19 protein-coding genes are annotated in these 25,783 nt (G+C 53.6%); 8 read left to right on the top strand and 11 right to left on the bottom strand.

Annotated elements, in window-relative coordinates; genetic code table 11:
* Positions 1-61: 61 nt before the first annotated feature.
* Positions 62-1,315, bottom strand: a complete 1,254-nt coding sequence (gene glyA / locus ACLD11_RS04495) for a serine hydroxymethyltransferase (protein WP_000919178.1) — start codon at positions 1,313-1,315, stop codon at positions 62-64.
* 324 nt (positions 1,316-1,639) lie between these two features.
* Between glyA and hmpA the strand changes: the two genes are divergently transcribed.
* The 5 genes from hmpA to dtpD all read left to right on the top strand — a co-directional run bounded on the left by hmpA (position 1,640) and on the right by dtpD (position 9,988).
* The gene (hmpA, locus tag ACLD11_RS04490) at positions 1,640-2,830 is read left to right on the top strand and encodes an NO-inducible flavohemoprotein (RefSeq protein WP_411014596.1); all 1,191 of its coding nucleotides are present in this window, start codon (positions 1,640-1,642) and stop codon (positions 2,828-2,830) included.
* A gap of 181 nt (positions 2,831-3,011) precedes the next feature.
* Positions 3,012-4,553, top strand: a complete 1,542-nt coding sequence (cadC, locus tag ACLD11_RS04485) for a lysine decarboxylation/transport transcriptional activator CadC (protein ID WP_023208715.1) — start codon at positions 3,012-3,014, stop codon at positions 4,551-4,553.
* Positions 4,554-4,913: 360 nt separating this feature from the next.
* Positions 4,914-6,245: a cadaverine/lysine antiporter gene (cadB, locus tag ACLD11_RS04480; RefSeq protein WP_000100008.1), complete on the top strand. Its 1,332-nt coding sequence runs from the start codon at positions 4,914-4,916 to the stop codon at positions 6,243-6,245.
* 82 nt (positions 6,246-6,327) lie between these two features.
* Positions 6,328-8,472 (top strand): lysine decarboxylase CadA, encoded by a 2,145-nt coding sequence (cadA, locus tag ACLD11_RS04475; protein WP_001100652.1) that lies wholly within the window; start codon positions 6,328-6,330, stop codon positions 8,470-8,472.
* Positions 8,473-8,527: 55 nt separating this feature from the next.
* The gene (gene dtpD, locus ACLD11_RS04470) at positions 8,528-9,988 is read left to right on the top strand and encodes a dipeptide permease DtpD (protein WP_411014595.1); all 1,461 of its coding nucleotides are present in this window, start codon (positions 8,528-8,530) and stop codon (positions 9,986-9,988) included.
* A gap of 48 nt (positions 9,989-10,036) precedes the next feature.
* Here dtpD and glnB read toward each other — a convergent pair whose 3' ends face one another.
* The 5 genes from glnB to purL all read right to left on the bottom strand — a co-directional run bounded on the left by glnB (position 10,037) and on the right by purL (position 18,518).
* Positions 10,037-10,375 carry a nitrogen regulatory protein P-II gene (glnB, locus tag ACLD11_RS04465; protein ID WP_000717694.1) on the bottom strand — a complete coding sequence of 113 codons (339 nt, stop codon included), beginning with the start codon at positions 10,373-10,375 and terminating at the stop codon, positions 10,037-10,039.
* Positions 10,376-10,451: 76 nt separating this feature from the next.
* Entirely contained in the window at positions 10,452-11,786 is a 1,335-nt protein-coding gene (glrR, locus tag ACLD11_RS04460) for a two-component system response regulator QseF/GlrR (protein ID WP_411014625.1), read from the bottom strand.
* Complete coding sequence (gene qseG / locus ACLD11_RS04455; RefSeq protein WP_411014594.1) at positions 11,786-12,550, bottom strand: two-component system QseEF-associated lipoprotein QseG; 765 nt, start codon at positions 12,548-12,550, stop codon at positions 11,786-11,788. The genes glrR and qseG overlap by 1 nt, the downstream gene beginning before the upstream one ends.
* A 1-nt stretch (position 12,551) precedes the next feature.
* A complete protein-coding gene (gene qseE, locus ACLD11_RS04450; protein WP_411014593.1) occupies positions 12,552-13,982 on the bottom strand; it encodes a two component system sensor histidine kinase QseE/GlrK in 1,431 nt (476 codons plus the stop codon).
* A 648-nt stretch (positions 13,983-14,630) separates the two neighbouring features.
* Positions 14,631-18,518 (bottom strand): phosphoribosylformylglycinamidine synthase, encoded by a 3,888-nt coding sequence (gene purL, locus ACLD11_RS04445; protein WP_411014592.1) that lies wholly within the window; start codon positions 18,516-18,518, stop codon positions 14,631-14,633.
* 24 nt (positions 18,519-18,542) lie between these two features.
* On the opposite strand from purL, the gene ACLD11_RS04440 reads away from it, so the two are divergent.
* Both ACLD11_RS04440 and mltF read left to right on the top strand, forming a co-directional pair.
* Positions 18,543-18,773 carry a hypothetical protein gene (locus tag ACLD11_RS04440; RefSeq protein ID WP_001667158.1) on the top strand — a complete coding sequence of 77 codons (231 nt, stop codon included), beginning with the start codon at positions 18,543-18,545 and terminating at the stop codon, positions 18,771-18,773.
* Positions 18,774-20,318 carry a membrane-bound lytic murein transglycosylase MltF gene (gene mltF / locus ACLD11_RS04435; RefSeq protein ID WP_000734250.1) on the top strand — a complete coding sequence of 515 codons (1,545 nt, stop codon included), beginning with the start codon at positions 18,774-18,776 and terminating at the stop codon, positions 20,316-20,318.
* 50 nt (positions 20,319-20,368) lie between these two features.
* Here mltF and tadA read toward each other — a convergent pair whose 3' ends face one another.
* From tadA to murQ, 4 genes are read right to left on the bottom strand one after another with little or no spacing between them, the layout of a single operon-like run.
* On the bottom strand, positions 20,369-20,920 hold the full coding sequence (gene tadA / locus ACLD11_RS04430) for a tRNA adenosine(34) deaminase TadA (RefSeq protein WP_001619519.1): 552 nt from the start codon (positions 20,918-20,920) through the stop codon (positions 20,369-20,371).
* A 24-nt stretch (positions 20,921-20,944) separates the two neighbouring features.
* Positions 20,945-21,580, bottom strand: a complete 636-nt coding sequence (gene yfhb, locus ACLD11_RS04425; RefSeq protein WP_411014591.1) for a phosphatidylglycerophosphatase C — start codon at positions 21,578-21,580, stop codon at positions 20,945-20,947.
* A gap of 3 nt (positions 21,581-21,583) precedes the next feature.
* The gene (locus ACLD11_RS04420; RefSeq protein ID WP_411014590.1) at positions 21,584-22,945 is read right to left on the bottom strand and encodes a PTS transporter subunit EIIC; all 1,362 of its coding nucleotides are present in this window, start codon (positions 22,943-22,945) and stop codon (positions 21,584-21,586) included.
* A 10-nt stretch (positions 22,946-22,955) separates the two neighbouring features.
* Positions 22,956-23,849 (bottom strand): N-acetylmuramic acid 6-phosphate etherase, encoded by an 894-nt coding sequence (murQ, locus tag ACLD11_RS04415; protein WP_001048531.1) that lies wholly within the window; start codon positions 23,847-23,849, stop codon positions 22,956-22,958.
* 115 nt (positions 23,850-23,964) lie between these two features.
* Here murQ and ACLD11_RS04410 point away from each other — a divergent pair, with 115 nt between their 5' ends.
* The gene (locus ACLD11_RS04410; protein ID WP_000995694.1) at positions 23,965-24,813 is read left to right on the top strand and encodes a MurR/RpiR family transcriptional regulator; all 849 of its coding nucleotides are present in this window, start codon (positions 23,965-23,967) and stop codon (positions 24,811-24,813) included.
* A gap of 38 nt (positions 24,814-24,851) precedes the next feature.
* Here the strand turns inward: ACLD11_RS04410 and ACLD11_RS04405 are convergent, their stop codons facing one another.
* Entirely contained in the window at positions 24,852-25,769 is a 918-nt protein-coding gene (locus ACLD11_RS04405) for an oxidoreductase (RefSeq protein ID WP_411014589.1), read from the bottom strand.
* Between the last annotated feature and the right edge of the window lie 14 nt (positions 25,770-25,783).

The raw sequence follows: 25,783 nt of genomic DNA, 5'->3' as shown, positions 1-25,783 counted from the left end.
TGGCGCATAAGTAATGCCCGACAGACGCAGCGCCATCGGGCCATTTACACAACACAAACGCTTACGCGTAAACCGGGAAACGTGCGCAGATATCCAGCACTTTCGCTTTCACGCGTTCAATGGTGGCTTCATCATTGATGTTGTCCAGCACGTCACACATCCAGCCAGCCAGCTCTTTCACTTCCGCTTCTTTGAAGCCGCGACGAGTGACCGCCGGAGAACCGATACGGATACCGGAAGTCACGAACGGGCTCTTAGGATCGTTCGGCACGCTGTTTTTGTTCACGGTGATGTTAGCACGGCCCAGCGCGGCGTCAGCTTCTTTACCGGTCAGGTTTTTATCCACCAGGTCCAGCAGGAACAGGTGGTTCTCAGTGCCGCCAGACACCACTTTGTAGCCGCGGTTCAGGAACACTTCTACCATCGCTTTGGCGTTTTTCGCCACCTGCTGCTGGTAAACTTTGAACTCCGGCTCCATCGCTTCTTTCAGTGCTACCGCTTTACCCGCGATCACGTGCATCAGCGGGCCGCCCTGCGCGCTTGGGAAGACGGCGGAGTTCAGTTTTTTGTACAGCTCTTCGTCGCCGCCTTTCGCCAGGATCAGGCCGCCGCGCGGACCCGCCAGGGTTTTGTGGGTGGTGGTGGTGACAACGTGAGCGTGCGGAACCGGGTTCGGGTAAACGCCTGCGGCAATCAGGCCCGCTACGTGCGCCATGTCGACAAACAGGTATGCGCCGATGCTGTCAGCGATTTCACGCATTTTTGCCCAGTCAACCACGCCGGAGTAGGCAGAGAAGCCACCGATAATCATCTTCGGCTTGTGCTCTTTGGCCAGCTTCGCCATCTCGTCATAGTCAATTTTACCGGACTCATCGATACCGTAAGGTACGATGTTGTACAGTTTACCGGAGAAGTTAACCGGGGAGCCGTGAGTCAGGTGGCCGCCCTGCGCCAGGTTCATACCCAGAACGGTGTCGCCCGGCTGCAGCAGCGCGGTGTAAACAGCGAAGTTAGCCTGAGAACCGGAGTGCGGCTGCACGTTAGCGTAGTCGGCGCCGAACAATTCTTTCGCGCGGTCGATAGCCAGTTGCTCAACGACATCAACGTATTCGCAACCGCCGTAGTAGCGCTTGCCCGGATATCCTTCAGCGTATTTGTTGGTCAGCTGAGACCCCTGCGCCTGCATCACGCGCGGGCTGGTGTAGTTTTCGGAGGCGATCAGTTCGATGTGCTCTTCCTGACGTACTTTTTCCTGCTCCATAGCCTGCCACAATTCGGCATCATAATCGGCAATGTTCATTTCACGCTTTAACATCCGCATCTCCTGACTCAGCTAACAATAAAATTTGTGCCTGAAAAGGCAGTCCGTGGGACTTCGGCCAACAGTATAACCGAATCATTCTTCGATAACAGGTCTTGACAAAGGTTTTTACGCAAACGATTACCTGTGCGTCAGATAAGGGTTTCCTGAACGAGAGCCTGACGAATTTCAACGGATTTCTTTTCAGCTTTGTGATGCAGATTTTTCACGTTGTTACCTCCATAACGTAAAGCAGAGAAGATCCATTTACAATGCAAGGGTATTTTTATAAGATGCATTTGATATACATCATTAGATTTTCACATAAAGGAAGCACGTATGCTTGACGCACAAACCATCGCTACAGTAAAGGCCACCATTCCCCTGCTGGTTGAAACAGGACCGAAACTGACCGCCCACTTCTACGACCGTATGTTTACGCATAATCCGGAGCTCAAAGAAATCTTCAATATGAGCAACCAGCGTAACGGCGATCAGCGCGAAGCCCTGTTTAATGCTATCGCGGCCTACGCCAGCAATATCGAAAATTTACCGGCGTTGCTGCCGGCGGTAGAAAAAATCGCGCAGAAGCACACCAGCTTCCAGATTAAGCCCGAGCAGTACAACATCGTCGGGACGCATCTGCTGGCGACGCTGGACGAAATGTTCAACCCAGGCCAGGAGGTGCTGGACGCGTGGGGCAAAGCCTATGGCGTACTGGCTAACGTCTTTATCTATCGGGAAGCCGAGATTTATCACGAGAACGCCAGCAAAGACGGCGGCTGGGAAGGCACGCGCCCCTTCCGCATCGTTGCGAAAACCCCGCGTAGCGCACTGATCACCAGCTTTGAGTTTGAACCGGTCGACGGCGGTACGGTGGCGGAATACCGTCCCGGGCAGTATCTGGGTGTCTGGCTGAAGCCGGAAGGTTTTGCGCATCAGGAGATCCGCCAATATTCACTGACCCGTAAACCCGATGGCAAAGGGTACCGTATTGCCGTGAAGCGTGAAGACGGCGGCCAGGTATCAAACTGGTTACACCATCACGCCAGCGTGGGCGATGTGGTGCATCTGGCTGCGCCGGCAGGTGACTTCTTTATGAATGTCGCCGCTGATACCCCCGTTTCGCTGATTTCCGCTGGCGTCGGCCAGACGCCGATGTTGGCGATGCTCGATACGCTGGCGAAAGAACAGCATACCGCGCAGGTGAACTGGTTCCACGCGGCGGAAAACGGCGACGTTCATGCATTTGCCGACGAAGTGAGCGAGCTGGGCCGTACACTGCCGCGTTTCACTGCCCATACCTGGTACCGCGAACCGACCGAGGCCGATCGCGCCCAACGCGTCTTCGACAGCGAAGGGCTGATGGATTTAAGCAAACTGGAAGCCGCGATCAGCGATCCGGCAATGCAGTTCTATCTTTGCGGCCCGGTAGGCTTTATGCAGTTTGCCGCAAAACAACTGGTTTCCCTTGGCGTGAATAACGAAAACATTCATTACGAATGTTTCGGCCCGCATAAAGTGCTGTAATTGCAAGAAATCCTCTGAAAAAACGGGCGTTATCGTTAAGGCGAACGCCCGTTTTCCTCCCCGTTCCCCTGCTTATTGCGCTGCTTTTTATGCCTTTCTTTTACAAAAAAGGGGAATAAAAAAAGTCTGTGCAAATCGTGTTATTATTAACGTTTGACTTAGCTCGTTAGGGCATCTTTTTATGCAGCAACCTGTTGTACGCATTGGAGAGTGGCTGGTTACACCTTCTGTTAATCAGATCAGTCGTCAGGGACGCCAGATTACTCTTGAACCACGGCTGATCGATCTTCTGATGTATTTTGCGCATCACCCGGATGAAGTGTTAAGCCGGGATAACATTATTGATCATGTCTGGATGCGCACCATCGTGACCAACCATGTTGTCACCCAAAGCATTTCTGAACTACGCAAATCATTAAGAGATGGCGGAGACAGCAATGCTGAATACATCGTTACCGTACCTAAACGCGGCTATAAGCTGACGGCGCCGGTTATCTGGTGCGAAGAAAATAGCGATGAGATCGATAATTCATCAACGTCGCCGCCGCCGATCGCAGCGACGAATGCAGAACCGACAGAGGGGGTTACTGCCGCTACGCCTGTGCCGCCCGCCTCTTTGCAAACGCCGACTAAAAAGGCGAAAAAGCCGCGTATCGCCGCTTTCTGGACGTGGGTGATGTTCCTGCTCTCGCTGGCGACGCTGGTGGTGTTTATCGTGATGTCGGTGGTAGATCATAATGCCGCGGTAACAAAAACGCGGTTATTACTTAACCCACGAGATATAGATGTTCGTTTTGAAGGCGGCAATTCCTGTAATAACTGGGTCTCGCAGGAGTCCTACGCCATCGGTCTGGGCGGCTTAATCACCGACCTGCTGAACACCTACTCAACCTTTATGGTGCACGATAAAACTAATTACCGGGTCAATGAGCCAAGCAGCTCCGGTAAGACGTTAACCATTCAGTTTGTCAATCAGCGCCACTATCGGGCGCAGCAGTGCTTTATGTCTGTGGTGCTCATTGATAACGCCGATGGTTCAACCATGCTGGATAAGCGTTATTTCGTCACCAATACTAACCAGTTGTCCATCCAGGATGATCTGTTTAATAGCCTGTCTTTCGTTTTAACACAGCCCTGGCCTGATCGTATGCGAGAACAACTGGCCCTGTTCAGAACGCCGCAAAATACCGCGCTGATGCGTTTTTATGAGGCGCGCCAGCTTATTCTGAGCGGCGATGCGCAGGCGCTAGGTAAAGCCAGCGATATTCTGAATGGCATTATTAAGGAAACGCCTGATTTCAACTATGCCTATGAATATAAAGTGCTGGTAGATGTATTACGGCAATCACAACAGCCGTTTGATAAAGAACAAGTGGCTGCGCTGAACGAAGAGTTTAAAAAAATAGATCAAATTCCGGGCGTTGAGAAAACGTCTGTTTATTATAAAATCAAGACCGTCGATCTGTTAGGCAAAGGTGATATCGATGCAGCGTATGAGGAAATCAATAAAAGCATCGAACTTGAAATGTCGTGGTTTAACTATGTCCTGTTGGGGAAAGTTTACGAAATGAAAGGTGAGAATCGTCTGGCCGCTGATGCCTATCTGACCGCCTTTAATTTACGTCCAGGTGAAAACACGCTGTACTGGATCGAGAACGGCGTATTTCAGACATCCGTTCAGAAAATTGTCCCTTATCTGAATAGTTTTCTGGCAGAAGATTAAATTTAACGCTGAACCATGACAAATAAAAGCGAAAAGATATTAAATTTTTCGCTTTTATTTTGTGAAAAACATGTTGCCAAAAATAAATTATGTTAATTTTGGCAACATATTCACTGCAAAGAAATGTAAATATAACTCTTTGTAATTAAACGATGTTTATCCTTTCATGATATTTTTCATGATATTTATATGTTAATTCAAAAAAATCAATCTATCAGTTTTTTCATGTTTGTGTTTATTTCACTTTTTCTTTAGGACTTATCTCAACCCATTCGTTAATCTTGTCGACAGTTGAACGGGCACGCAGCATATATGAAGCATAAGCCCGGTTCTTAAAAATACAGCTCAGGAGAAATGAACATGAGTTCTGTCAAAAAGATCGGGCTATTTGCCTGTACTGGCGTCGTTGCCGGTAATATGATGGGGAGCGGGATTGCATTATTACCCGCCAACCTTGCCAGTATTGGTGGCATTGCCATCTGGGGCTGGGTAATTTCTATTATTGGGGCAATGTCGCTGGCTTATGTTTATGCGAGGCTGGCAACCAAAAACCCTCAACAGGGTGGCCCTATCGCTTATGCTGGAGAAATATCTCCGGCGTTTGGTTTCCAGACCGGCGTTCTTTATTATCACGCAAACTGGATTGGTAACTTAGCCATCGGTATTACCGCTGTTTCTTATCTTTCTACGTTCTTCCCGGCATTAAATAATCCAATACCGGCAGGTATTGCCTGTATTGCTATCGTCTGGCTGTTCACCTTTATTAATATGCTGGGCGGGGCCTGGGTCAGCCGCTTGACAACGATTGGCCTATTCCTGGTGCTGATCCCGGTAGTCTTGACCGCAGTCGCCGGCTGGCATTGGTTCGATATCGCGACCTATCACGCGAACTGGAACACGTCCACGACAACCGACTCTCACGCCATTGTTAAAAGTATTCTGCTCTGCCTGTGGGCGTTCGTTGGCGTTGAGTCTGCCGCCGTCAGCACCGGCATGGTGAAAAACCCGAAACGCACCGTACCGCTGGCAACCATGCTGGGTACCGCGCTGGCAGGCATCATCTACATCGCTGCGACTCAGGTTATCGCCGGGATGTTCCCAGCTTCCGTTATGGCCTCTTCCGGCGCGCCGTTCGCTATCAGTACCTCCACGATTCTGGGTGGCTGGGCTGCGCCGCTGGTTTCCGCCTTTACCGCTTTCGCCTGCCTGACGTCTCTGGGCTCCTGGATGATGCTGGTCGGTCAGGCTGGGGTTCGCGCCGCCAACGACGGCAACTTCCCGAAAATTTACGGTGAAATGGATAAAAACGGTATTCCGAAAAAAGGTCTGCTGTTGGCTGCGGTGAAAATGACGGCGCTGATGATTCTGATCACCATTATGAACTCCAGCGGCGGTAAAGCGTCCGACCTGTTCGGCGAACTGACCGGGATTGCCGTACTGCTTACCATGCTGCCGTACTTCTACTCCTGTGTTGACCTGATTCGCTTCGAAGGGTTCAACATCCGTAACTCGGTAAGCCTGATTTGTTCTGTACTGGGCTGCGCATTTTGCTTCATCGCACTGATGGGCGCCAGCTCCTTCGAACTCTCCGGCACCTTTATCGTCAGTCTGATCATCCTGATGTTCTACGGTCGCAAAATGCACCAGCGCCAGAACAACGACAGCGACAACAATACGGCTGAAGCGCTTTAACCGCTAACTCCTTTTTCTCAAAGCCCCTTTCGTCACCTGCTATAGCGTAGCGGGAGGGGCCCACTTTACCAGGAACAAGACTATGAACGTTATTGCTATCATGAACCACATGGGCGTCTACTTTAAAGAAGAGCCTATTCGTGAACTGCATCGTGCACTGGAAGGTTTAAATTTCCGTATCGTCTATCCAAACGACCGAGAAGACCTGCTGAAGCTGATTGAAAATAACTCCCGCCTTTGCGGCGTCATTTTCGACTGGGATAAATATAACCTTGAGCTTTGCGAAGAGATTAGCAAGCTGAACGAGTATATGCCGCTGTACGCCTTCGCCAACAGCTACTCTACGCTGGACGTCAGCCTCAACGATCTGAGAATGCAGGTTCGCTTCTTTGAATATGCTTTAGGCGCCGCAGCCGATATCGCGGCGAAAATTCGCCAGAATACCGATGAATACATCGACAATATTCTGCCGCCGCTGACAAAAGCACTGTTCAAATATGTGCGCGAAGGGAAATATACTTTCTGTACGCCTGGCCACATGGGCGGGACCGCTTTCCAGAAAAGCCCCGTCGGCAGCATCTTTTATGATTTCTTCGGCCCGAACACGATGAAATCCGATATTTCGATTTCCGTTTCCGAACTGGGTTCGCTGCTGGACCACTCCGGCCCGCATAAAGAAGCAGAAGAGTATATCGCCCGCGTCTTTAACGCCGAACGTAGCTACATGGTGACGAACGGCACCTCTACGGCGAACAAAATCGTCGGTATGTACTCCGCGCCGGCAGGCAGCACGGTACTGATTGACCGTAACTGCCATAAATCGCTGACCCATCTGATGATGATGAGCGACATTACGCCGATTTATTTCCGCCCAACCCGTAACGCCTACGGTATTCTTGGCGGTATTCCGCAAAGCGAGTTCCAGCACGCCACTATCGCTAAACGGGTAAAAGAGACGCCTAACGCAACCTGGCCGGTCCATGCTGTTATTACTAACTCAACCTATGACGGTTTGTTGTATAACACTGACTACATCAAGAAAACTCTGGATGTGAAGTCCATTCATTTTGACTCCGCCTGGGTGCCTTATACCAATTTCTCCCCTATTTATCAGGGTAAATGCGGTATGAGCGGCGACCGTGTAGAAGGCAAAATCATTTATGAAACCCAGTCCACGCATAAACTGCTGGCGGCGTTTTCACAGGCATCCATGATTCATGTTAAAGGCGACATTAACGAAGAAACCTTTAACGAAGCCTACATGATGCATACCACCACTTCTCCGCACTACGGTATCGTAGCGTCTACTGAAACCGCAGCGGCGATGATGAAAGGTAATGCAGGTAAACGCCTGATTAACGGCTCTATTGAACGTGCGATTAAATTCCGTAAAGAAATTAAACGCCTGAAAAGCGAATCCGACGGCTGGTTCTTTGACGTATGGCAGCCGGAACATATCGATGGGGCTGAGTGCTGGCCGCTGCGTTCAGATAGCGCATGGCATGGCTTCAAAAATATCGATAACGAACACATGTACCTCGACCCGATCAAAGTCACTATCCTGACGCCGGGGATGAAGAAAGACGGTACGATGGATGAATTCGGTATTCCGGCAAGTCTGGTCGCCAAATATCTCGATGAACGCGGCATCATCGTAGAAAAAACCGGTCCATACAATCTGCTGTTCCTGTTCAGCATTGGTATCGACAAAACCAAAGCTCTGAGCCTGCTGCGCGCGCTCACTGAATTTAAACGCGCCTTTGACCTGAACCTGCGCGTCAAAAACATTCTGCCGGCACTGTACCGCGAAGCGCCTGAGTTTTATGAAAATATGCGCATCCAGGAACTGGCGCAGAATATTCATAAACTGGTCGAACATCATAATCTGCCGGACTTAATGTACCGTGCGTTTGAAGTGCTGCCAAAAATGGTGATGACGCCGTATACTGCGTTCCAGAAAGAGCTGCATGGCGAAACGGAAGAGGTGTATCTTGAAGAGATGGTTGGACGCGTCAACGCCAACATGATCCTTCCTTACCCTCCGGGAGTGCCGCTGGTGATGCCTGGTGAAATGATCACCGAGGAAAGCCGTCCGGTACTGGAATTCCTGCAAATGCTGTGCGAAATCGGCGCTCACTATCCGGGCTTCGAAACCGATATCCACGGCGCCTATCGTCAGGCAGACGGACGTTACACCGTTAAGGTGCTGAAAGAAAATACGAAATAAGTACCAAAGGGAAGTGGCAAGCCACTTCCCTTTTTTCACGCAGCAAGGAGACGTTATGAAAACACCCTCACAACCGCGCGCGATTTTTTACATCGTGGCGATTCAAATTTGGGAATACTTCAGCTTTTACGGCATGCGTGCCTTACTCATCCTTTATCTTACCCACCAGCTTGGTTTTAATGACAGCCACGCGATCAACCTCTTCAGCGCCTACGCCTCTTTAGTTTACGTTACCCCTATTCTTGGCGGCTGGCTTGCCGACCGCCTGCTTGGCAACCGCGTGGCGGTTATCACCGGCGCCTTATTGATGACGCTGGGTCATGTGGTATTGGGCTTAGAATCTGATTCAACGCTGAGTTTATATGCGGCGCTGGCCATTATTATCTGCGGCTACGGCTTGTTTAAATCCAATATTAGCTGTCTGCTGGGCGAACTTTACGCCCCTGATGACAACCGCCGCGACGGGGGATTCTCGCTGCTCTACGCCGCCGGAAATATAGGATCGATAGCCGCGCCGATCGCCTGTGGTCTGGCGGCGCAGTGGTATGGCTGGCATGTCGGCTTTGCGCTGGCGGGCGTGGGAATGTTCATCGGCCTGCTCATCTTTTTAAGCGGTCATCGCCACTTTCAGCAGACGCGCGGTGTTAATCGCCCCGCGCTGCGGGCGGTTAAATTCACCCTTCCAACCTGGGGTTGGCTGGTATTAATGCTGTGTATCGCGCCGGTATTCTTCACTCTCCTGCTGGAAAATAACTGGTCTGGCTATGTGCTGGCCATTGTCTGCGTCTTCGCGGCGCAACTCATCGCCCGTATTATGGTTAAATTTCCCGAACACCGTCGCGCCTTGTGGCAAATCGTTCTGTTAATGATCACCGGCACTCTCTTCTGGGTTCTGGCGCAGCAGGGCGGAAGTTCGATCAGTTTATTCATCGACCGTTTTGTCAACCGCCACTGGCTAAACATGACCGTCCCCACCGCATTGTTCCAGTCGGTCAATGCGATTGCGGTGATGGCGGCGGGCGTGGTGCTGGCGTGGCTGAGCAGCCCGAAAGAGCGCGCCCGCTCGGTGCTGCGCGTCTGGCTTAAATTTGCCGTGGGGCTGGTATTAATGGGCGGCGGTTTTATGCTGCTGGCGCTAAACGCGCATCAGGCCCGGTTAGACGGGCAGGCATCAATGGGAATGATGATCGCAGGGCTGGCGCTGATGGGCTTTGCGGAGCTGTTTATTGATCCGGTCGCGATGGCGCAAATTACCCGCCTCAACCTGCCTGGCGTCACCGGCGTACTGACCGGTATTTATATGCTGGCGACCGGCGCGGTCGCTAACTGGCTGGCTGGCGTCGTCGCGCAACAAACCACGGAATCGCAAATTAGTGATACGGCGGTAGCCGCCTACGGACACTTTTTCTCGCAAATGGGCGAGTGGACGCTAAGTTGCGTGGCGCTGATCGTCGCCATTGTCGGCCTGAGATGGATTTGCACCCGGACTACGTCGGCGCTACCGCAGGGCGATTAAACGGTGGTTCGCTGCCCACAAGGAGGAGACGGGCAGCGAATCGGCACATCAGATAGCCGCGTCGTCTTCTTCGCCAGTACGGATACGAATAACGCGGGCGACATCAAAGACAAAGATCTTACCGTCGCCGATTTTCCCCGTCTGCGCGGTACGAATGATGGTGTCAACACAGGTATCCACGATGTCGTCAGGCACAACGATTTCAATTTTTACCTTCGGCAGAAAATCCACCATATATTCCGCGCCGCGATACAGCTCGGTGTGGCCTTTTTGACGGCCAAAGCCTTTGACTTCAGTGACCGTCATGCCGGTAATACCCACCTCGGCCAGCGCTTCACGGACATCGTCCAGCTTGAAGGGTTTAATAATCGCATCAATCTTTTTCATGCTATTCCTTGAAAAGGTCGCCTGTGTTTTGATCGGTTAAACGTAACATATTTCGCGCTACTTTACGGCATGAAAACTACTCTTTGAAATCATTCGCATCCAGTTCGTGACGGGAGAGTAGTTTATAGAATTCCGTGCGGTTGCGCCCCGCCATCCTTGCCGCGTGCGTCACGTTACCTTTGGTAATTTGCAGTAACTTGCGCAGATAGTTCAGTTCAAATTGGTTTCGCGCTTCGGCAAAGGTGGGCAGCGCGGTGTTTTCGCCTTCCAGCGCCTGCTCGACCAACGCATCGCTGATCACCGGCGAAGAGGTTAACGCCACACATTGTTCAATGACGTTGACCAGTTGGCGCACGTTGCCCGGCCAGCTTGCCGTCATCAGCCGTTTCATTGCATCAGTAGAAAAGGCGCGAACAAACGGTTTATGCCGCTGTGCCGACTGTCTGAGCAGATGATTAGCCAACAGCGGAATATCCTCGGTACGCTCCGCCAGCGCCGGAATTTTCAGGCTCACGACATTCAGCCGGTAGTACAAATCTTCACGAAATTCGCCCCGCGCCATCGCCTTCGGCAGATCGCGGTGCGTCGCGGAAATAATTCGCACGTCGATATCAATATCGCGATTGCTGCCCAACGGCCTGACTTTGCGCTCTTGTAACACCCGCAGCAGCTTCACCTGTAACGGCGCGGGCATATCGCCAATTTCATCCAAAAATAGCGTGCCGCCTTCCGCCGCCTGGAACAACCCTTCACGATTGCTCACTGCGCCGGTAAAGGCGCCGCGCGCATGACCGAATAATTCGGACTCCAGCAACTGTTCCGGCAACGCGCCGCAGTTGATGGCGACAAACGGCTTGTTATTGCGCGGGCTGGCATTATGAATCGCCTGTGCGAAAATCTCTTTCCCGGTGCCGCTTTGTCCGTTAATCAATACGCTGACATCCGACTGCGCGACCATGCGCGCCTGTTCAAGCAGTCGCAGCATCAGCGGGCTACGGGTAACGATAGCGTTGCGCCAGCTATCGTCCGTCGCGGGAGCGGACTGCTCCAGCGCTTCATCTATCGCTTTATATAACGCGTCTCTGTCGAGAGGCTTCGTCAAAAAGCTGAATACGCCCTTCTGGGTAGCGGCCACCGCATCCGGAATGGAACCATGCGCCGTCAGAATGATAACCGGCATTCCCGGCTGTACTTTCTGAATTTCTGTGAACAGTTGCATACCATCCATTTCATCCATGCGCAGGTCGCTTATTACCAGATCCACTTTTTCCCGATGCAGTACCCGCAGTCCTTCCTGACCGCTCTCTGCGGTCACGACACTGTATCCTTCACTGGTAAGGCGCATACCGAGCAATTTCAGTAATCCGGGATCGTCATCGACCAGCAACAGGTGCGCCGGTTTACGGCTTATCATGGCGTTACCTCATCTTGTGACGGCGACGGCGCCGCGCCATCTTCAGACGTCGCGGGTTTGTCATTGGTATGCGGCGTATCGGCGTTGTAATTCCCTGCCGGTTTTCGTGTCGAAAGCTGGCGCTCAATATCGGTTAAACTCTCCAGCTTACGGGTGGTAAGATCGAGCTGCGTTTGCAAGGCCTGTTGCTGCTGGCGCAGCGCATCCAGCTCACTATCTGACGTTTGCTGGAGTTTGCTATAACGCTGACGTTCGGCAGAAAGCGCTAATTGCAGCGCCTGACCGTCATGCCAGATTTGGTAGACGGGCCGTACCTGAGCCGGTATTTGCCCGCTTAACGCCTCCAGACGGGTCACTATGGCGCGCCGCTCCGGCGGCGTAATTTTTGCATCCGCCAGTAAGATCCCGCGCCTGAAGGCATTCTGCCAGTTATCATCCGTCAACGCGCGCGCCTCTGCGCGCGACTGAACCGGCATCAGACGATCGGCGCAGTCAATCGTGCGTAGCCAGTACAGCGGATTCGTCTCCACCGCCTGCCCGCGTAGCGACCAGATATCCGCGCACGCCGTCGGGAGATAATCCGCCAGTTGATAATGGGGGAGCGTGTCCTGCGCTGCGCTACCGGGCAGTTGCTGTGAAGCATGGGGAACACATGCGGTCAGCGCCAGACACGATATGCCCACCGGTATTCCCCACCGCAAAAGGCATCGTTTAATAGTTTGGACTAAAACGTGTGACATACGCACCAGGCTTAAATTCATATTAGTGTTTGTCAGATGCAGGCAGCGGCAGCGAGATGCGAAAACAGACTTCCTGCGCTTTGTCATCCACCAGTTGGATCTCTCCCTGCATTCGACGAATACAATCTCTGGCGATACTCAGCCCTAACCCACTGCCTTTTACCGCCCCTTTTCGCTGGTGGCTTCCCTGGAAAAAAGGCTCAAAAATCATTTCTCTTTCGGTTTGCGGAATCGACTCGCCGCTATTAACCACATCGATATAAACCGTGGAGCCCTGAGAACGACTACGGATACAAATGTTACCGGATTCAGCGCCATAGTGCACCGCGTTGGAATAGAGATTATCCAGCACGCTCATCAGCAACATGGACTCTGCTATGCAGCGTTCGGCCTCCAGGTCGACATCGGTATGCATCATTTTAGCGCGGGCAGGCAAACTGTGGGCGGAAACCACCATATCCACAAGCGGCGCGATATCGACCGCTTCCAGCTCTGTGGCACTGTCTACCAGTTTCCGGTTGTAATCAAGCAATTGCTCAATCAATTTTTGTAAATTACGACTGCTGTCATCCAGAATATCGACCACCTCTTTTTGCTCCGGCGTCAGCGGCCCAACCACCTGATCGGCCAGCAGCTCTGTCCCCTCGCGCATACTGGCCAGCGGAGTTTTCAGCTCATGGGACAGGTGACGTAGAAACTGATGGCGCTGGGATTCCAGCCACGCCAGACGCTCACTCAGCCAAATAATGCGCTGCCCCACCGATCGTAATTCACGCGGACCGGTAAAGGTGACGGTATTCCCCAAAGAACGGCCTTCGCCCAGGCGATTAATCATCCGTTCAATTCCTTTCACCGGCCCGATAATCATGCGGGTAAAAAGTAGCACCATCGCCAGGCTCACCAGAAATAGCACCAGCGCCTGCCAGCCGAAAAATTGTCCGCGCTCGGCGATTTCTTGTTGTAACTGCTGCCCGCGCGAGTAAACCACAGTACGCGTCGCCTGCACCATTTCCGTATTCGCGTTGGCAAAGGCCTCCAGACGCGCGGCCGCTGCCGCTTCCGGGCCGCTATCTTTACACTGCAATTGCGCCAGCGCGTTTAAATCCTGGCGTAACGCCTGATACAACTTATCATCCGGCAAGACGCCGGCATGGGCGTCCAGCATATCGCTATAGCGCTTACGCTGGCTTTGATACACTTTTGCCAGCGTCGGATCGTCAAGCACGCAATACTGTCGGTAGCTTCGCTCCATCTCCAGCGCGACGTTGGTCATCGCCTCGCTGCGCCGGGCGTCAATAAGCGTGCTGCGGTTAGTCACCGCAGCCTGATCGCTTAACGCGTTAAGGCTTTGCCACGCCTGCCAGGCCAGAACCAGCAACGGCAGCAGGATCAGCAAAAAGGCCAGCATGACCAATTGTCGTAAAGAACGGGGGAAAACAGACCAGCGCTTCAACGTGTCGCTCACATAAAAGAAGAATAAAAAAGATGCTAACCGAGGGAAGCGCCAGATACAACAAAGCCGGGCTAAACCCGGCTTTGTTATGGAATAAGGCGGTGCCTAACTCGACGTTTCGCCCGGAGGTTGATAAAGCTACGCTATTATCAGAAGTTGGACGGCAGGCACCTTGTTGTGCGTCATTCGAAGTTTATGTAGCGCGTCCCTAAGGGGCTGACATAAGAAGGTGAATGAGCCACTGGTTACCATTATGCAGTAATTGTGCCAACATTCAAAAGAATTTGTTAACACAATGATAGATATGGAAAATATCGTTATTCATGCTAAAAATGGCTCTGCCTGTTTTTTGCCCTTTCTGTCGCCAATCAGCAACACCTGCAACACCTAAAAACAAAATCATTTTAAATCAAATGGTTAAATGTCTCTTTTTGGCGACAACCTATCCCCACTCATGTCGGGATTTCCCGACACTTTAATCTTGCGGCATAAGCACTAGTTTATTGCCGGATGGCGGCGTAAACGCCTTATCCGGCCTACCGCTTGACGTTCAAGACGGTAGCTACAACCACGCTTCCCCGTGGGCCTGATAAGCGCCGTCTACAAAAAAGCCCCTCGTGAAGAGGGGCTTAATGGCTATAGGGCTAATTAACCAAGCTGCTTACGCGCATTACGGAAGATACGCATCCACGGGCTATCCTCGCCCCAGTTTTCCGGGTGCCAGGAGTTGGCGACGGTGCGGAATACGCGTTCCGGATGCGGCATCATAATCGTCACCCGACCGTTTTCGGTCGTCACCGCCGTGATGCCATTCGGCGAACCGTTCGGGTTAGCCGGATAGGTTTCAGTCACCTGACCAAAGTTATCAACGTAGCGCAGGGCGACCAGGCCTTTGCTCTCAAGCGCGGCAAGATGCGCATCGTCACGCACCTCAACGCGCCCTTCCCCATGGGAAACCGCAATCGGCATCTGTGAGCCTACCATTCCTTGCAGCAGCAGCGATGGGCTTTGCGTCACTTCCACCAGACTAAAGCGGGCTTCGAAGCGGTCAGAATGGTTACGTACAAAACGCGGCCACAGTTCGCTGCCCGGGATCAGCTCGCGCAGATTCGACATCATCTGGCAACCGTTGCACACGCCCAGCGCCAGCGTCTGCGGACGATGGAAGAAGGTTTCGAATTCGTCGCGCACCCGATGGTTAAACAGAATGGATTTCGCCCAGCCTTCGCCCGCCCCCAGCACGTCGCCGTAGGAAAAGCCGCCGCAAGCCACCAGCGCGTGGAAGTTACCCAGACCGATACGACCGCCCAGCAGGTCGCTCATATGGACGTCAATCGCGTCAAAGCCCGCACGATGGAACGCCGCCGCCATCTCCACGTGAGAGTTCACCCCCTGCTCGCGCAGTACAGCGACTTTCGGTCGTGCGCCTGTCGCAATGTACGGCGCGGCGATATCTTCATTAATATCAAACGACAGCTTCACGTTGAGGCCCGGATCGGCATCATTCGCTTTCGCCTCGTGTTCCTGGTCGGCACATTGCGGATTATCGCGCAGACGCTGCATCTGCCAGGTGGTTTCCGCCCACCAGACACGCAGCGTAGTACGGCTTTCGCTGAATACCGTCTGGTCATTAGCGGTAATCACAAAGCGATCGCCAGCCAGGGCCTGACCAAGGTAGTGGACGCAGTCAGCAAGGCCGTACTGCGCCAACAGCGTTTCGACCGCGTCTCTGTCTTCAGCGCGTACCTGAATCACGCCGCCCAGCTCCTCGTTGAACAGTGCGGCCAGATGGTCATCGCCCAGCGCAGCGATATCGACCTGCACGCCGCAGTGGCCGGCAAAGGCCATCTCGGCCAGCGTCACCAGCAGACCGCCGTCGGAACGGTCGTGCCAGGCCAGTAATTTACGCGCAGCGACCAGCGCCTGCATGGCGTCATAGAAGCCTTTCAGTTGCGCGACGTCACGCACGTCCGCGGGTTTGTCGCCAAGCTGACGATAGACCTGCGCCAGCGCCGTTGCGCCCAGCGCGTTGTGGCCCTTGCCAAGATCGATCAGCAGCAAGGCGTTATCTTCCGTTGACAGCTGCGGCGTAAGGGTGTGACGCACGTCTTCCACGCGGGCAAACGCGGAAATCACCAGCGACAGCGGCGAGGTCATTTCGCACTGTTCGTTGCCTTCCTGCCAGCGGGTTTTCATCGACATCGAATCTTTGCCCACCGGAATCGTCAGGCCAAGCTGCGGACAGAGTTCCTCTCCCACCGCTTTAACCGCGTCATACAAACCGGCATCTTCGCCAGGATGACCGGCTGCCGCCATCCAGTTAGCGGAAAGCTTGATGCGCTTGATATCGCCAATCTGCGTCGCGGCAATGTTAGTCAACGCTTCACCGACGGCCAGACGGGCGGAAGCGGCAAAGTCCAGCAGCGCCACCGGCGCGCGCTCGCCAATCGACATCGCTTCGCCGTAGTAGCTGTCGAGGCTGGCGGTAGTGACCGCGCAGTCAGCCACCGGAACCTGCCACGGGCCAACCATCTGGTCACGCGCCACCATACCGGTGACGGTACGGTCGCCAATAGTGACAAGGAAGGTTTTTTCCGCCACGGTCGGCAGATGCAGAACACGATTTACCGCGTCGGCAATAGTGATATCCGCGCGGTTCAGCACATCGCCTTTCGCCTTCAATGTTTGCACATCGCGGGTCATTTTCGGCGTTTTGCCCAGCAGGACATCCAGCGGCAGGTCGATCGGCTGATTGTCGAAATGGTTATCATGCAACGAGAGATGCTGTTCTTCGGTAGCGTCGCCAATGACCGCATACGGCGCGCGTTCGCGCTTACACAGTTCGTCGAACAGCGGCAACTGGTCAGCCGCGACCGCCAGCACATAGCGCTCCTGGGATTCGTTACACCAGATTTCCAGCGGGCTCATGCCTGGCTCGTCGCTAAGAATGTCGCGCAGTTCGAACTTCCCGCCGCGCCCGCCGTCGCTCACCAGCTCCGGCATCGCATTGGAGAGACCGCCCGCGCCCACATCATGGATAAACAAGATTGGGTTGGCGTCGCCCAACTGCCAGCAGCGGTCGATCACCTCCTGGCAGCGGCGTTCCATTTCCGGGTTATCGCGCTGAACAGAGGCAAAATCGAGATCCGCATCAGACTGGCCGGAAGCCATTGAAGAAGCCGCCCCGCCGCCGAGGCCGATATTCATCGCCGGGCCGCCAAGGACGATCAGCTTCGCGCCCACGACGATCTCGCCTTTCTGCACGTGATCGGCGCGAATATTACCGATCCCGCCCGCCAGCATGATCGGCTTATGGTAGCCGCGCAGCTCTTCGCCGTTGTGGCTGTTCACCTTCTCTTCGTAGGTACGGAAGTAACCGGTCAGCGCCGGGCGACCAAATTCGTTGTTAAACGCCGCGCCGCCCAGCGGACCTTCGGTCATGATATCCAGCGCTGTGACAATACGTTCCGGCTTGCCAAAATCCTCTTCCCACGGCTGTTCAAAGCCCGGAATACGCAGGTTGGAAACAGAGAAGCCCACCAACCCGGCTTTTGGTTTCGCGCCACGCCCGGTGGCGCCTTCATCACGAATTTCGCCGCCGGAACCGGTCGCCGCCCCCGGCCACGGAGAGATGGCGGTTGGGTGGTTATGCGTTTCGACCTTCATCAGAATGTGCGCGGGCTCCTGATGAAAATCGTAACGGCCAGTATTGTGGTCGGCGAAGTAGCGCCCCACCGCAGATCCTTCCATCACCGCGGCATTGTCTTTATAGGCAGAGAGCACATAGTCCGGCGTGGTTTCGAAGGTGTTTTTAATCATTTTAAACAGCGACTTCGGCTGCGGTTTACCGTCGATAATCCAGTCGGCGTTAAAAATCTTGTGGCGGCAGTGCTCGGAGTTCGCCTGGGCGAACATGTACAATTCGATATCGTTCGGGTTGCGCCCCAGTTTGGTAAACGCCTCCTGCAAATAGTCGATTTCATCTTCCGCCAGCGCCAGACCAAGACGCAGGTTGGCGTCAATTAACGCCTGACGGCCTTCTCCCAGCAGATCGACACTGGAAACCGGCGCAGGCTGATGGTGGATAAACAGTTTTTCCGCATCGGTTAAAGAAGAGAACACCGTCTCCATCATACGGTCGTGCAGCTCTGCGGCCACTTGTCGCCACTGTTCCGCCGTCAACGTCGAAGCCTCGATATAGTACGCTACGCCGCGCTCCAGCCGATCAACCTGTTGCAGGCCGCAGTTGTGGGCGATATCCGTTGCTTTTGAAGACCAGGGGGAGATGGTACCAGGACGCGGTGTGACCAACAGGAGTTTACCCGCCGGCGTATGGCTGCTAAGCGCCGGGCCGTATTGCAACAGACGGGTAAGCTGCGCCTGCTCGCTATCATTTAACGGGGCGTTCAGGTCAGCAAAATGGACATACTCAGCGTATATATTGTGGACCTGGAGGTTGGCAGCCTGAAAGCGCGCCAGCAGTTTATTGATACGGAATGCAGACAGTGCAGGCGAACCACGCAGAATTTCCATCATAAGTCTCTCGTCTTCTAAGCTTCGGTGTGCGCAAGGGGGGAAACGGCCGTCATTATAAAGAATCTGACGCGTCGACGAAACCGTTTGCGTAGAAATAAAATCACCGCTTTTTCTTGTCATACGGTGCGGCTATCGTTGCGAATAAGTTGCCAACTGGCGCATTGTTACGCAAAATGCCGCTCATTAATGACTTATCTATTGCAGCAAAACATCTTTTTCAGCCCGAGGCAACGCACGATCCAGAGAATTAACTAATTGAAAAAATTAAAGATTAATTATCTGTTCATCGGCATATTGACGCTGCTGCTGGCAGCAGCCCTTTGGCCCTCAATCCCCTGGTTCGGTAAAACCGAAAACCATATCGCCGCGATTCAAGCCCGGGGGGTACTGCGCGTCAGTACGATCGACTCGCCATTAACCTATTCCGTTATCAACGGTAAAAAATATGGTCTGGACTATGAACTGGCGCAGCAGTTCGCCAACTATCTCGGTGTGAAGCTGAAAGTGACGGTGCGCCAGAATATCAGCCAGTTGTTTGACGATCTGGATAACGGCAATGCCGACCTGCTCGCGGCTGGGCTGGTCTACGACAGCGCACGCGTTAAAAACTATCAGCCTGGCCCCATGTATTATTCAGTTTCGCAACAGCTCGTCTACCGGGTCGGACAATATCGCCCACGTTCGCTGGCGACCGTTAACGAGAATCAGCTTACCATTGCGCCAGGGCACGTCGTGGTCAATGATTTACAGCGTTTAAAAGAGACAAAGTTTCCCGACCTGAGCTGGAAGGTGGATGATAAAAAAGGCTCGACGACGCTGCTGGAAGAGGTCATCAGCGGCAAACTGGATTACACCATTGCCGATTCAGTGGCGATCAGTCTGTTTCAGCGCGTCCATCCCGAACTGGCCGTGGCGCTGGATGTCACGGATGAACAGCCCGTGACCTGGTTTAGCCGACTGGACGACGATAATACGCTCTCCGCCGCGCTGCTCGATTTTTTCAATTCGATCAATGAAGACGGTTCTCTGGCGCGGATCGAAGAGAAATATCTGGGACATGGCGATGATTTCGACTACGTTGATACCCGCTCTTTCCTGCGAGCGGTGGATAACGTCCTGCCGGAGCTGGAACCGTTATTTAAAAAATATGCCAAACAGATAGACTGGCGCCTGCTGGCGGCGATTTCTTATCAGGAATCGCACTGGGACCCACTGGCGACCTCGCCAACCGGCGTGCGCGGCCTGATGATGCTGACTAAAAATACTGCCCAAAGTCTGGGGCTGACCGACCGTACCGATGCGGAGCAAAGCATCAGCGGCGGCGCTCGCTATCTTGAAGATATGATGGCTAAAGTTCCCGAAACCGTTCCGGAAGACGAGCGTATCTGGTTTGCCTTAGCCGCCTACAATATGGGTTATGCGCACATGCTCGATGCCAGATCGCTGACGGTAAAAACCAAAGGCAATCCGGATAGCTGGACCGATGTGAAGCAGCGTTTGCCGCTATTAAGCCAAAAACCGTATTACAGTAAGCTAACCTACGGTTACGCGCGTGGACATGAGGCTTATGCTTATGTGGAAAATATCCGTAAATACCAGATAAGTTTAGTGGGGTATTTGCAGGAAAAAGAAAAGCAGGAAGCGGAAGCCATGAAACTGGCGCAGGATTACCCGGCGGTGTCGCCGGAGGAGCTGAATAAAGCGCCCTTCCCCCTCCTGTCGTTTTTATCGCAGTCATCAGGCTACCTGACGCATTCGCCGTCTTTACTGTTTACGCCGCAGAAGAAAGAAGAAAAATAGCGCGATGGTCTTATCGGATGGCGACGCGCAACGTCTTATCCGGCATTGCGCTATACTGCCGGCCCCGCGCTTTCCGCACGGTCGGCTTTCTTCAGGGCTTTAATTTCCTGACGACGCATACGGAAAAAATCACTGAGCAGCGTCGCGCATTCATCGCGCAGCACCCCTTCAATAATGTCAACCCGGTGATTCATTCCCGGATGGTGCAGCACATCAATTAACGATCCGGCCGCGCCGGTTTTTGCATCGCGCGCGCCAAAGACAACGCGTCCAATGCGGCTATGCACCATAGCGCCTGCGCACATCACACAGGGTTCCAGCGTGACATACAGCGTGGTATCCAGTAACCGGTAATTCTGCAATACCAGACCGCCCTGACGCAGCGCCATTATTTCAGCATGCGCAGTAGGATCGTGGCGGCCAATGGGTCGGTTCCAGCCTTCGCCAATGACGCGATGGTTATGCACCAATACCGCGCCAACCGGAACCTCGCGTTCGTCCCAGGCGCGTTTCGCCAGCGTCAGCGCGTGGCGCATCCAGTATTCGTGATCTAATTCGACATCAGACAAAGAGGTAACTCCGGTAATGAAAGCGGGCGGCATTATACACAGACGCTATGCGTTTCACTATTCGAGCTGCTGCAACTCGCCGTGCGGCGTCACCCGCCAGCGATGCTGGCAAAAATAAAGCAGCGGGTTATCCTGTTTGCTGTCGCTGTAGCCGCTATAAAGACGCAGCGGCGTACCGATTTTACGTTCCAGTTGCGCGACTTTTTCATGGCCCAGACAGCGCACGGTTAATACCCAGCCGCCATACCGTCGCGCCATCTGACTGGCGATGAGGTTAACGCGCGGCAGCCACGGCGTATCAAAATAGACTTGCTCTACCAATGATTGCGGAGAACCGGTAATAAGCCAGATATCCGCGTCAGAGCTCAATAGATAGGTGGTCAGACGCTCCTGTACAACCGGAAACGCCGTGACGTTAGCGCGAAACCAACGGACAAAATTCGCCTGATGCGCCTGCAAACGCGTTTCGCTATGGCCAAAAGTACAGCCCCACAACAACAGACTCATCGGCCAGCGGGCCGCACGCCCTTTTACCAGTAAACCGATACCGATAATGGGCAACAGCGGCAGTACGAGCAGCGCATTTAGCGGCTGACGGCGCAGCAAATAACGCAGAAAACTGCCGAACATATCCTGTTGATGTAACGTTCCATCCAAATCAAAAAAGACGACACGACGCTCGTGGCTGACCAAACCTTACTCCTCTGGATCATTGAACCCCAGCAGCCAGGTAAAAATAAACCCGGCAATTACCGCTATTAAATAGCCTAACAGATAGAACAGGACTTTTCCGGCAACAATTGTTAATGCCAGCGGCAAACCGGAAATACCAAAGGTAATTACCGTCGCCACTTTCCAGTAGCTGATCAACGCCCCGCCTACCGCGCCGCCGAGGCAAGCGCCAATAAATGGCTTACCCAATGGCAGCGTGACGCCAAAAATCAGCGGCTCGCCAATCCCCAGCAGTCCGACCGGAAGCGCGCCTTTAATCACTTTTTTGAGTCGCGCATTGCGGGTTTTCATCAGTACGGCAATGGCCGCGCCTATCTGACCAACGCCCGCCATCGCCAGGATGGGAAACAACGCGTTATAGCCGTGCGCTTGCACCAGCTCCACATGAATAGGCACCAGCCCCTGATGCAGCCCGGTCAGTACCAACGGCAGGAAGGTTCCGGCTAACACCGCGCCCACCAGAAAACCGCCGCTTACGATTGCCCAGGACGCGCCGTGAGCGATAGCGTCTGAAATCCAGCCGCCAAGCGGTTGCAGAGCGACAATCGCTACCGCGCCGGTGATAACAGTCGTCAATAAAGGGTTAAGAATTAACTCCAGCGACCCCGGCAGCAGCTTACGGAACTGGCGCTCAATCCAGCACATTAACGCTACCACCAGCAGGACGGCGATGACGCCGCCCCGTCCCGGCTGAAGCGCCTCGCCAAAGAGCGTAATCTGCGCCAGTTGCGGGCTGGAAAGGATCCCCGCCATCACGCCGCCTAACGCCTGCGATCCGCCAAAGACTTTCGCGGTATTGACGCCAACCAGAATGTTCATGATAGCGAACACCGCGCTACCAAATATCCCCATCAGGCCCAGCAGGTTAGGATAGTGGACAGCAATATCGCCGACGATATCCGGACGTTTAAGAATGTTGATAATGCCGGTAATCAAGCCGGATGCGATAAAGGCGGGGATAAGCGGTATAAAAACATTCGCCAGCTTACGCAACGCATCGCTCATCGGCGCTTTATACTTCGCTTTCGCCTCGGATTTGGTACGCGCCATAGCATCGTCCGGCTTTACACCACCTGCGGCAATCTGCACGCGCATCGCATCAACCACCTGTGCAGCCTTCCCCGGCCCAACGATCAGCTGATGTTGCTCCCCTTGCTTTACGTATCCACTGACGCCAGGCAACGCTTTTAAGCGCGGAATATCCAGTTGGCTGTCGTCCTGTACCTCCACCCTGACTCGCGTCATACAGTTTTCCAGGCGCAGAATATTTTGCTCTCCGCCGATACCACGTAAAATGTCGCTGGCGAACGCTGCCGTCTTATCCATACACACCTCTTTAGTGTTCTAACGCCGCCCTTAAAAAGCCCTGATGAGCAGCGAGTTTTTCCCTGGCGGCTGCAGCATCCAGCCCCGTAAGCGCCATCAAAATGGCGGGCTTAACCTCAAAATCGGTCTGTTTCAGCAACGTTTCCGCCTCTTCACGACCTATCCCGGTCGCTTCAACGACCATCCGACACGCGCGATCGACCAGTTTGACGTTGGTGGCTTTCATATCCACCATCAGGTTTTGATAGACCTTGCCGAACTTCACCATCGCGCCGGTAGAAATCATATTGAGCACCATTTTCTGTGCGGTGCCGGATTTCAGCCGCGTGGAGCCAGTAAGCGCTTCCGGCCCGACAACGGGCGAAATAGCGATATTAGCCTCCCGCGCAATAGGCGAATCTGGATTACAGGAGACGGCAACAGTGGTACAACCGGACTGTCGCGCATAGCGCAGGCCGCCAATCACATAGGGTGTACGACCCGACGCCGCGAGCCCCACGACCAGATCCTGTTCTTGCAGATTTAGCGCGACAAGATCGTCTTCGCCTGCCTGTTGGCTGTCTTCCGCGCCTTCGACCGCCTTCAGCAACGCGCCCGGCCCACCGGCAATCAGCCCGACGACCAGACCGTGCGGAACGCCAAACGTCGGGGGGCATTCTGAGGCATCCAGTACGCCAAGCCGACCACTGGTGCCCGCGCCCATATAGATGATACGTCCGCCAGACTTCAGCGCCGCCGCCGCGGCATCCACCGCACGCGCAACGTCAGGCAGAGTGGCTTTTACTGCTTCCGCTACCAGCGTATCCTGTTCATTAAAACGCTTAACTAATTCAGGGGTAGGCAACGCATCCAGATCCATCGTTTGCGGGTTACGGGTTTCAGACACTAAGGTACCAAGATTCATTTTTGTCCCTCTGGAATTTTTAATTCATAATAAGCGTACATGATGGAATAGAATATTCCCCCAGGCGAGTGAAATTTCGTTTTGTCGTCGCCATCACGTTTCGCAGGAGCTGCCCATGAACTGTTTGATTCGTATTCGCCAGCGTTATCCGGATCTCGCGCAAAGCGACAGGAAACTGGCGGATTATCTGCTCGCGCAACCGGATACGGCGCGGCATCTGAGCTCGCAGCAACTGGCGGCCGAAGCGGGCGTCAGCCAATCCAGCGTAGTCAAATTCGCGCAAAAACTGGGGTTTAAAGGGTTTCCTGCATTGAAACTGGCTATCAGCGAAGCGTTGGCCAGCAATCCTAATCCGCATTCCGTTCCCGTTCATAACCAGATTCGCGGCGACGATCCGATGCGTCTGGTCGGGGAAAAATTAATTAAAGAGAATGTGGCGGCGATGCACGCCACGCTGGACGTTAACAGTGAAGAAAAGCTGTTAGAAAGCGTCACGATGCTGCGCCACGCCCGCCGTATTGTGATCACCGGGATTGGCGCCTCTGGGCTGGTGGCGCAAAATTTTGCCTGGAAGCTACTGAAGATTGGCATTAACGCGGTGGTTGAGCGCGATATGCACGCCCTGCTGGCGACGGTGCAGGCGCTGGCGCCGGAGGATCTGCTGCTGGCGATCTCTTATTCCGGGGAACGGCGCGAGCTGAACCTGGCGGCGGACGAAACATTACGCGCAGGCGCGAAAATCCTGGCCATTACTGGTTTTTCTCCCAACGCCTTGCAGCAGCGCGCCACCCGCTGTCTGTATACGATTGCCGAAGAGCAAGCGACGCGCAGCGCCGCTATCTCCTCGACACATGCGCAAATGATGTTGACCGACTTACTGTTTATGGCGCTGGTACAACAGGATTTAGAGCGGGCGCCGGAGCGTATTCGCCATAGCGAGGCGCTGGTAAAAAAACTGGTTTGAAAATGGCTCTTCCGCCTCATGCAGAAGAGCCATCAAGTTTATTGCGCTTCTTTAGCGTGAATCAATTGCGTCAGGAGTGTGTTAACCGGTACGGCAATATTGTTCTGAGCGCCGATTCGCGCAATCGCACCATTTAAATAGTCGATTTCAGTCAGTCGGCCTTTATGTAAATCCTGATGCATAGAAGGATAGTGGTGGCCGCTCTCACGCGGATCGAACACTTTCTTCACCGTATTCATCACCATTTGCTCAGTCAACGGAATATTCTGGCTGGCAGCAACTAACACAAACTCATCAACTACCGCTTGCGCTAAATCTAAAGCACCAGGCCGCTGACCAAATCCGCCGACATTACAATCCAGTAGCGCGCAATAGGTGTTCATTACGCTATTAAAGGCTGCTTTCTTCCAGATCGATAATAATACGTCAGGGCTTATTTCAGCATTCAATCCCGCGCTATTAAGGGTGGCAATGACCTTAGCCTCTTGAGCCGAATCCTGGCTGGCAATCGGCTGCAGTTCAATCGTTCCGGTACCGGTGGCCATAATATGCCCAGCCCCCTCCAGTTCGCTGGACCATAACGTCACACCCGCATAGATTTTCTGCCGATCGACATATTTCTCCAGCGTTTCGATATTTCCCAGGCCGTTAGATAAAATCATCACGACCTTCGCGGCTGGCAGTAATGGCTTGATACGCTGTAACATGCTATCCAGCTGCATGGCTTTGGTAAACAGAATAACCAGCTCAAACTCCCCCTGGAATTCATCAGCCAACATAGCAGGGATGGGGTGATACTTCTGAGTCGTTTCCGTTTCGACAAACAACCCCTTGCTACGAATAGCATCGACATGCTCCTGCCAGCTATCGATAAGCGTCACGTCGTGCCCGGCCTCCAGCAGCATATAGCCAAAACGACATCCCATAGCGCCTGCACCTGCGATTGCAATTTTCATTTTTATTTCCTTAT

The sequence above is a fragment of the Salmonella sp. 741265116_PST genome (assembly GCF_046567715.1).
GTDB lineage: Bacteria > Pseudomonadota > Gammaproteobacteria > Enterobacterales > Enterobacteriaceae > Salmonella > Salmonella enterica.
This window is presented reverse-complemented; position numbering and strand designations above follow the sequence as displayed.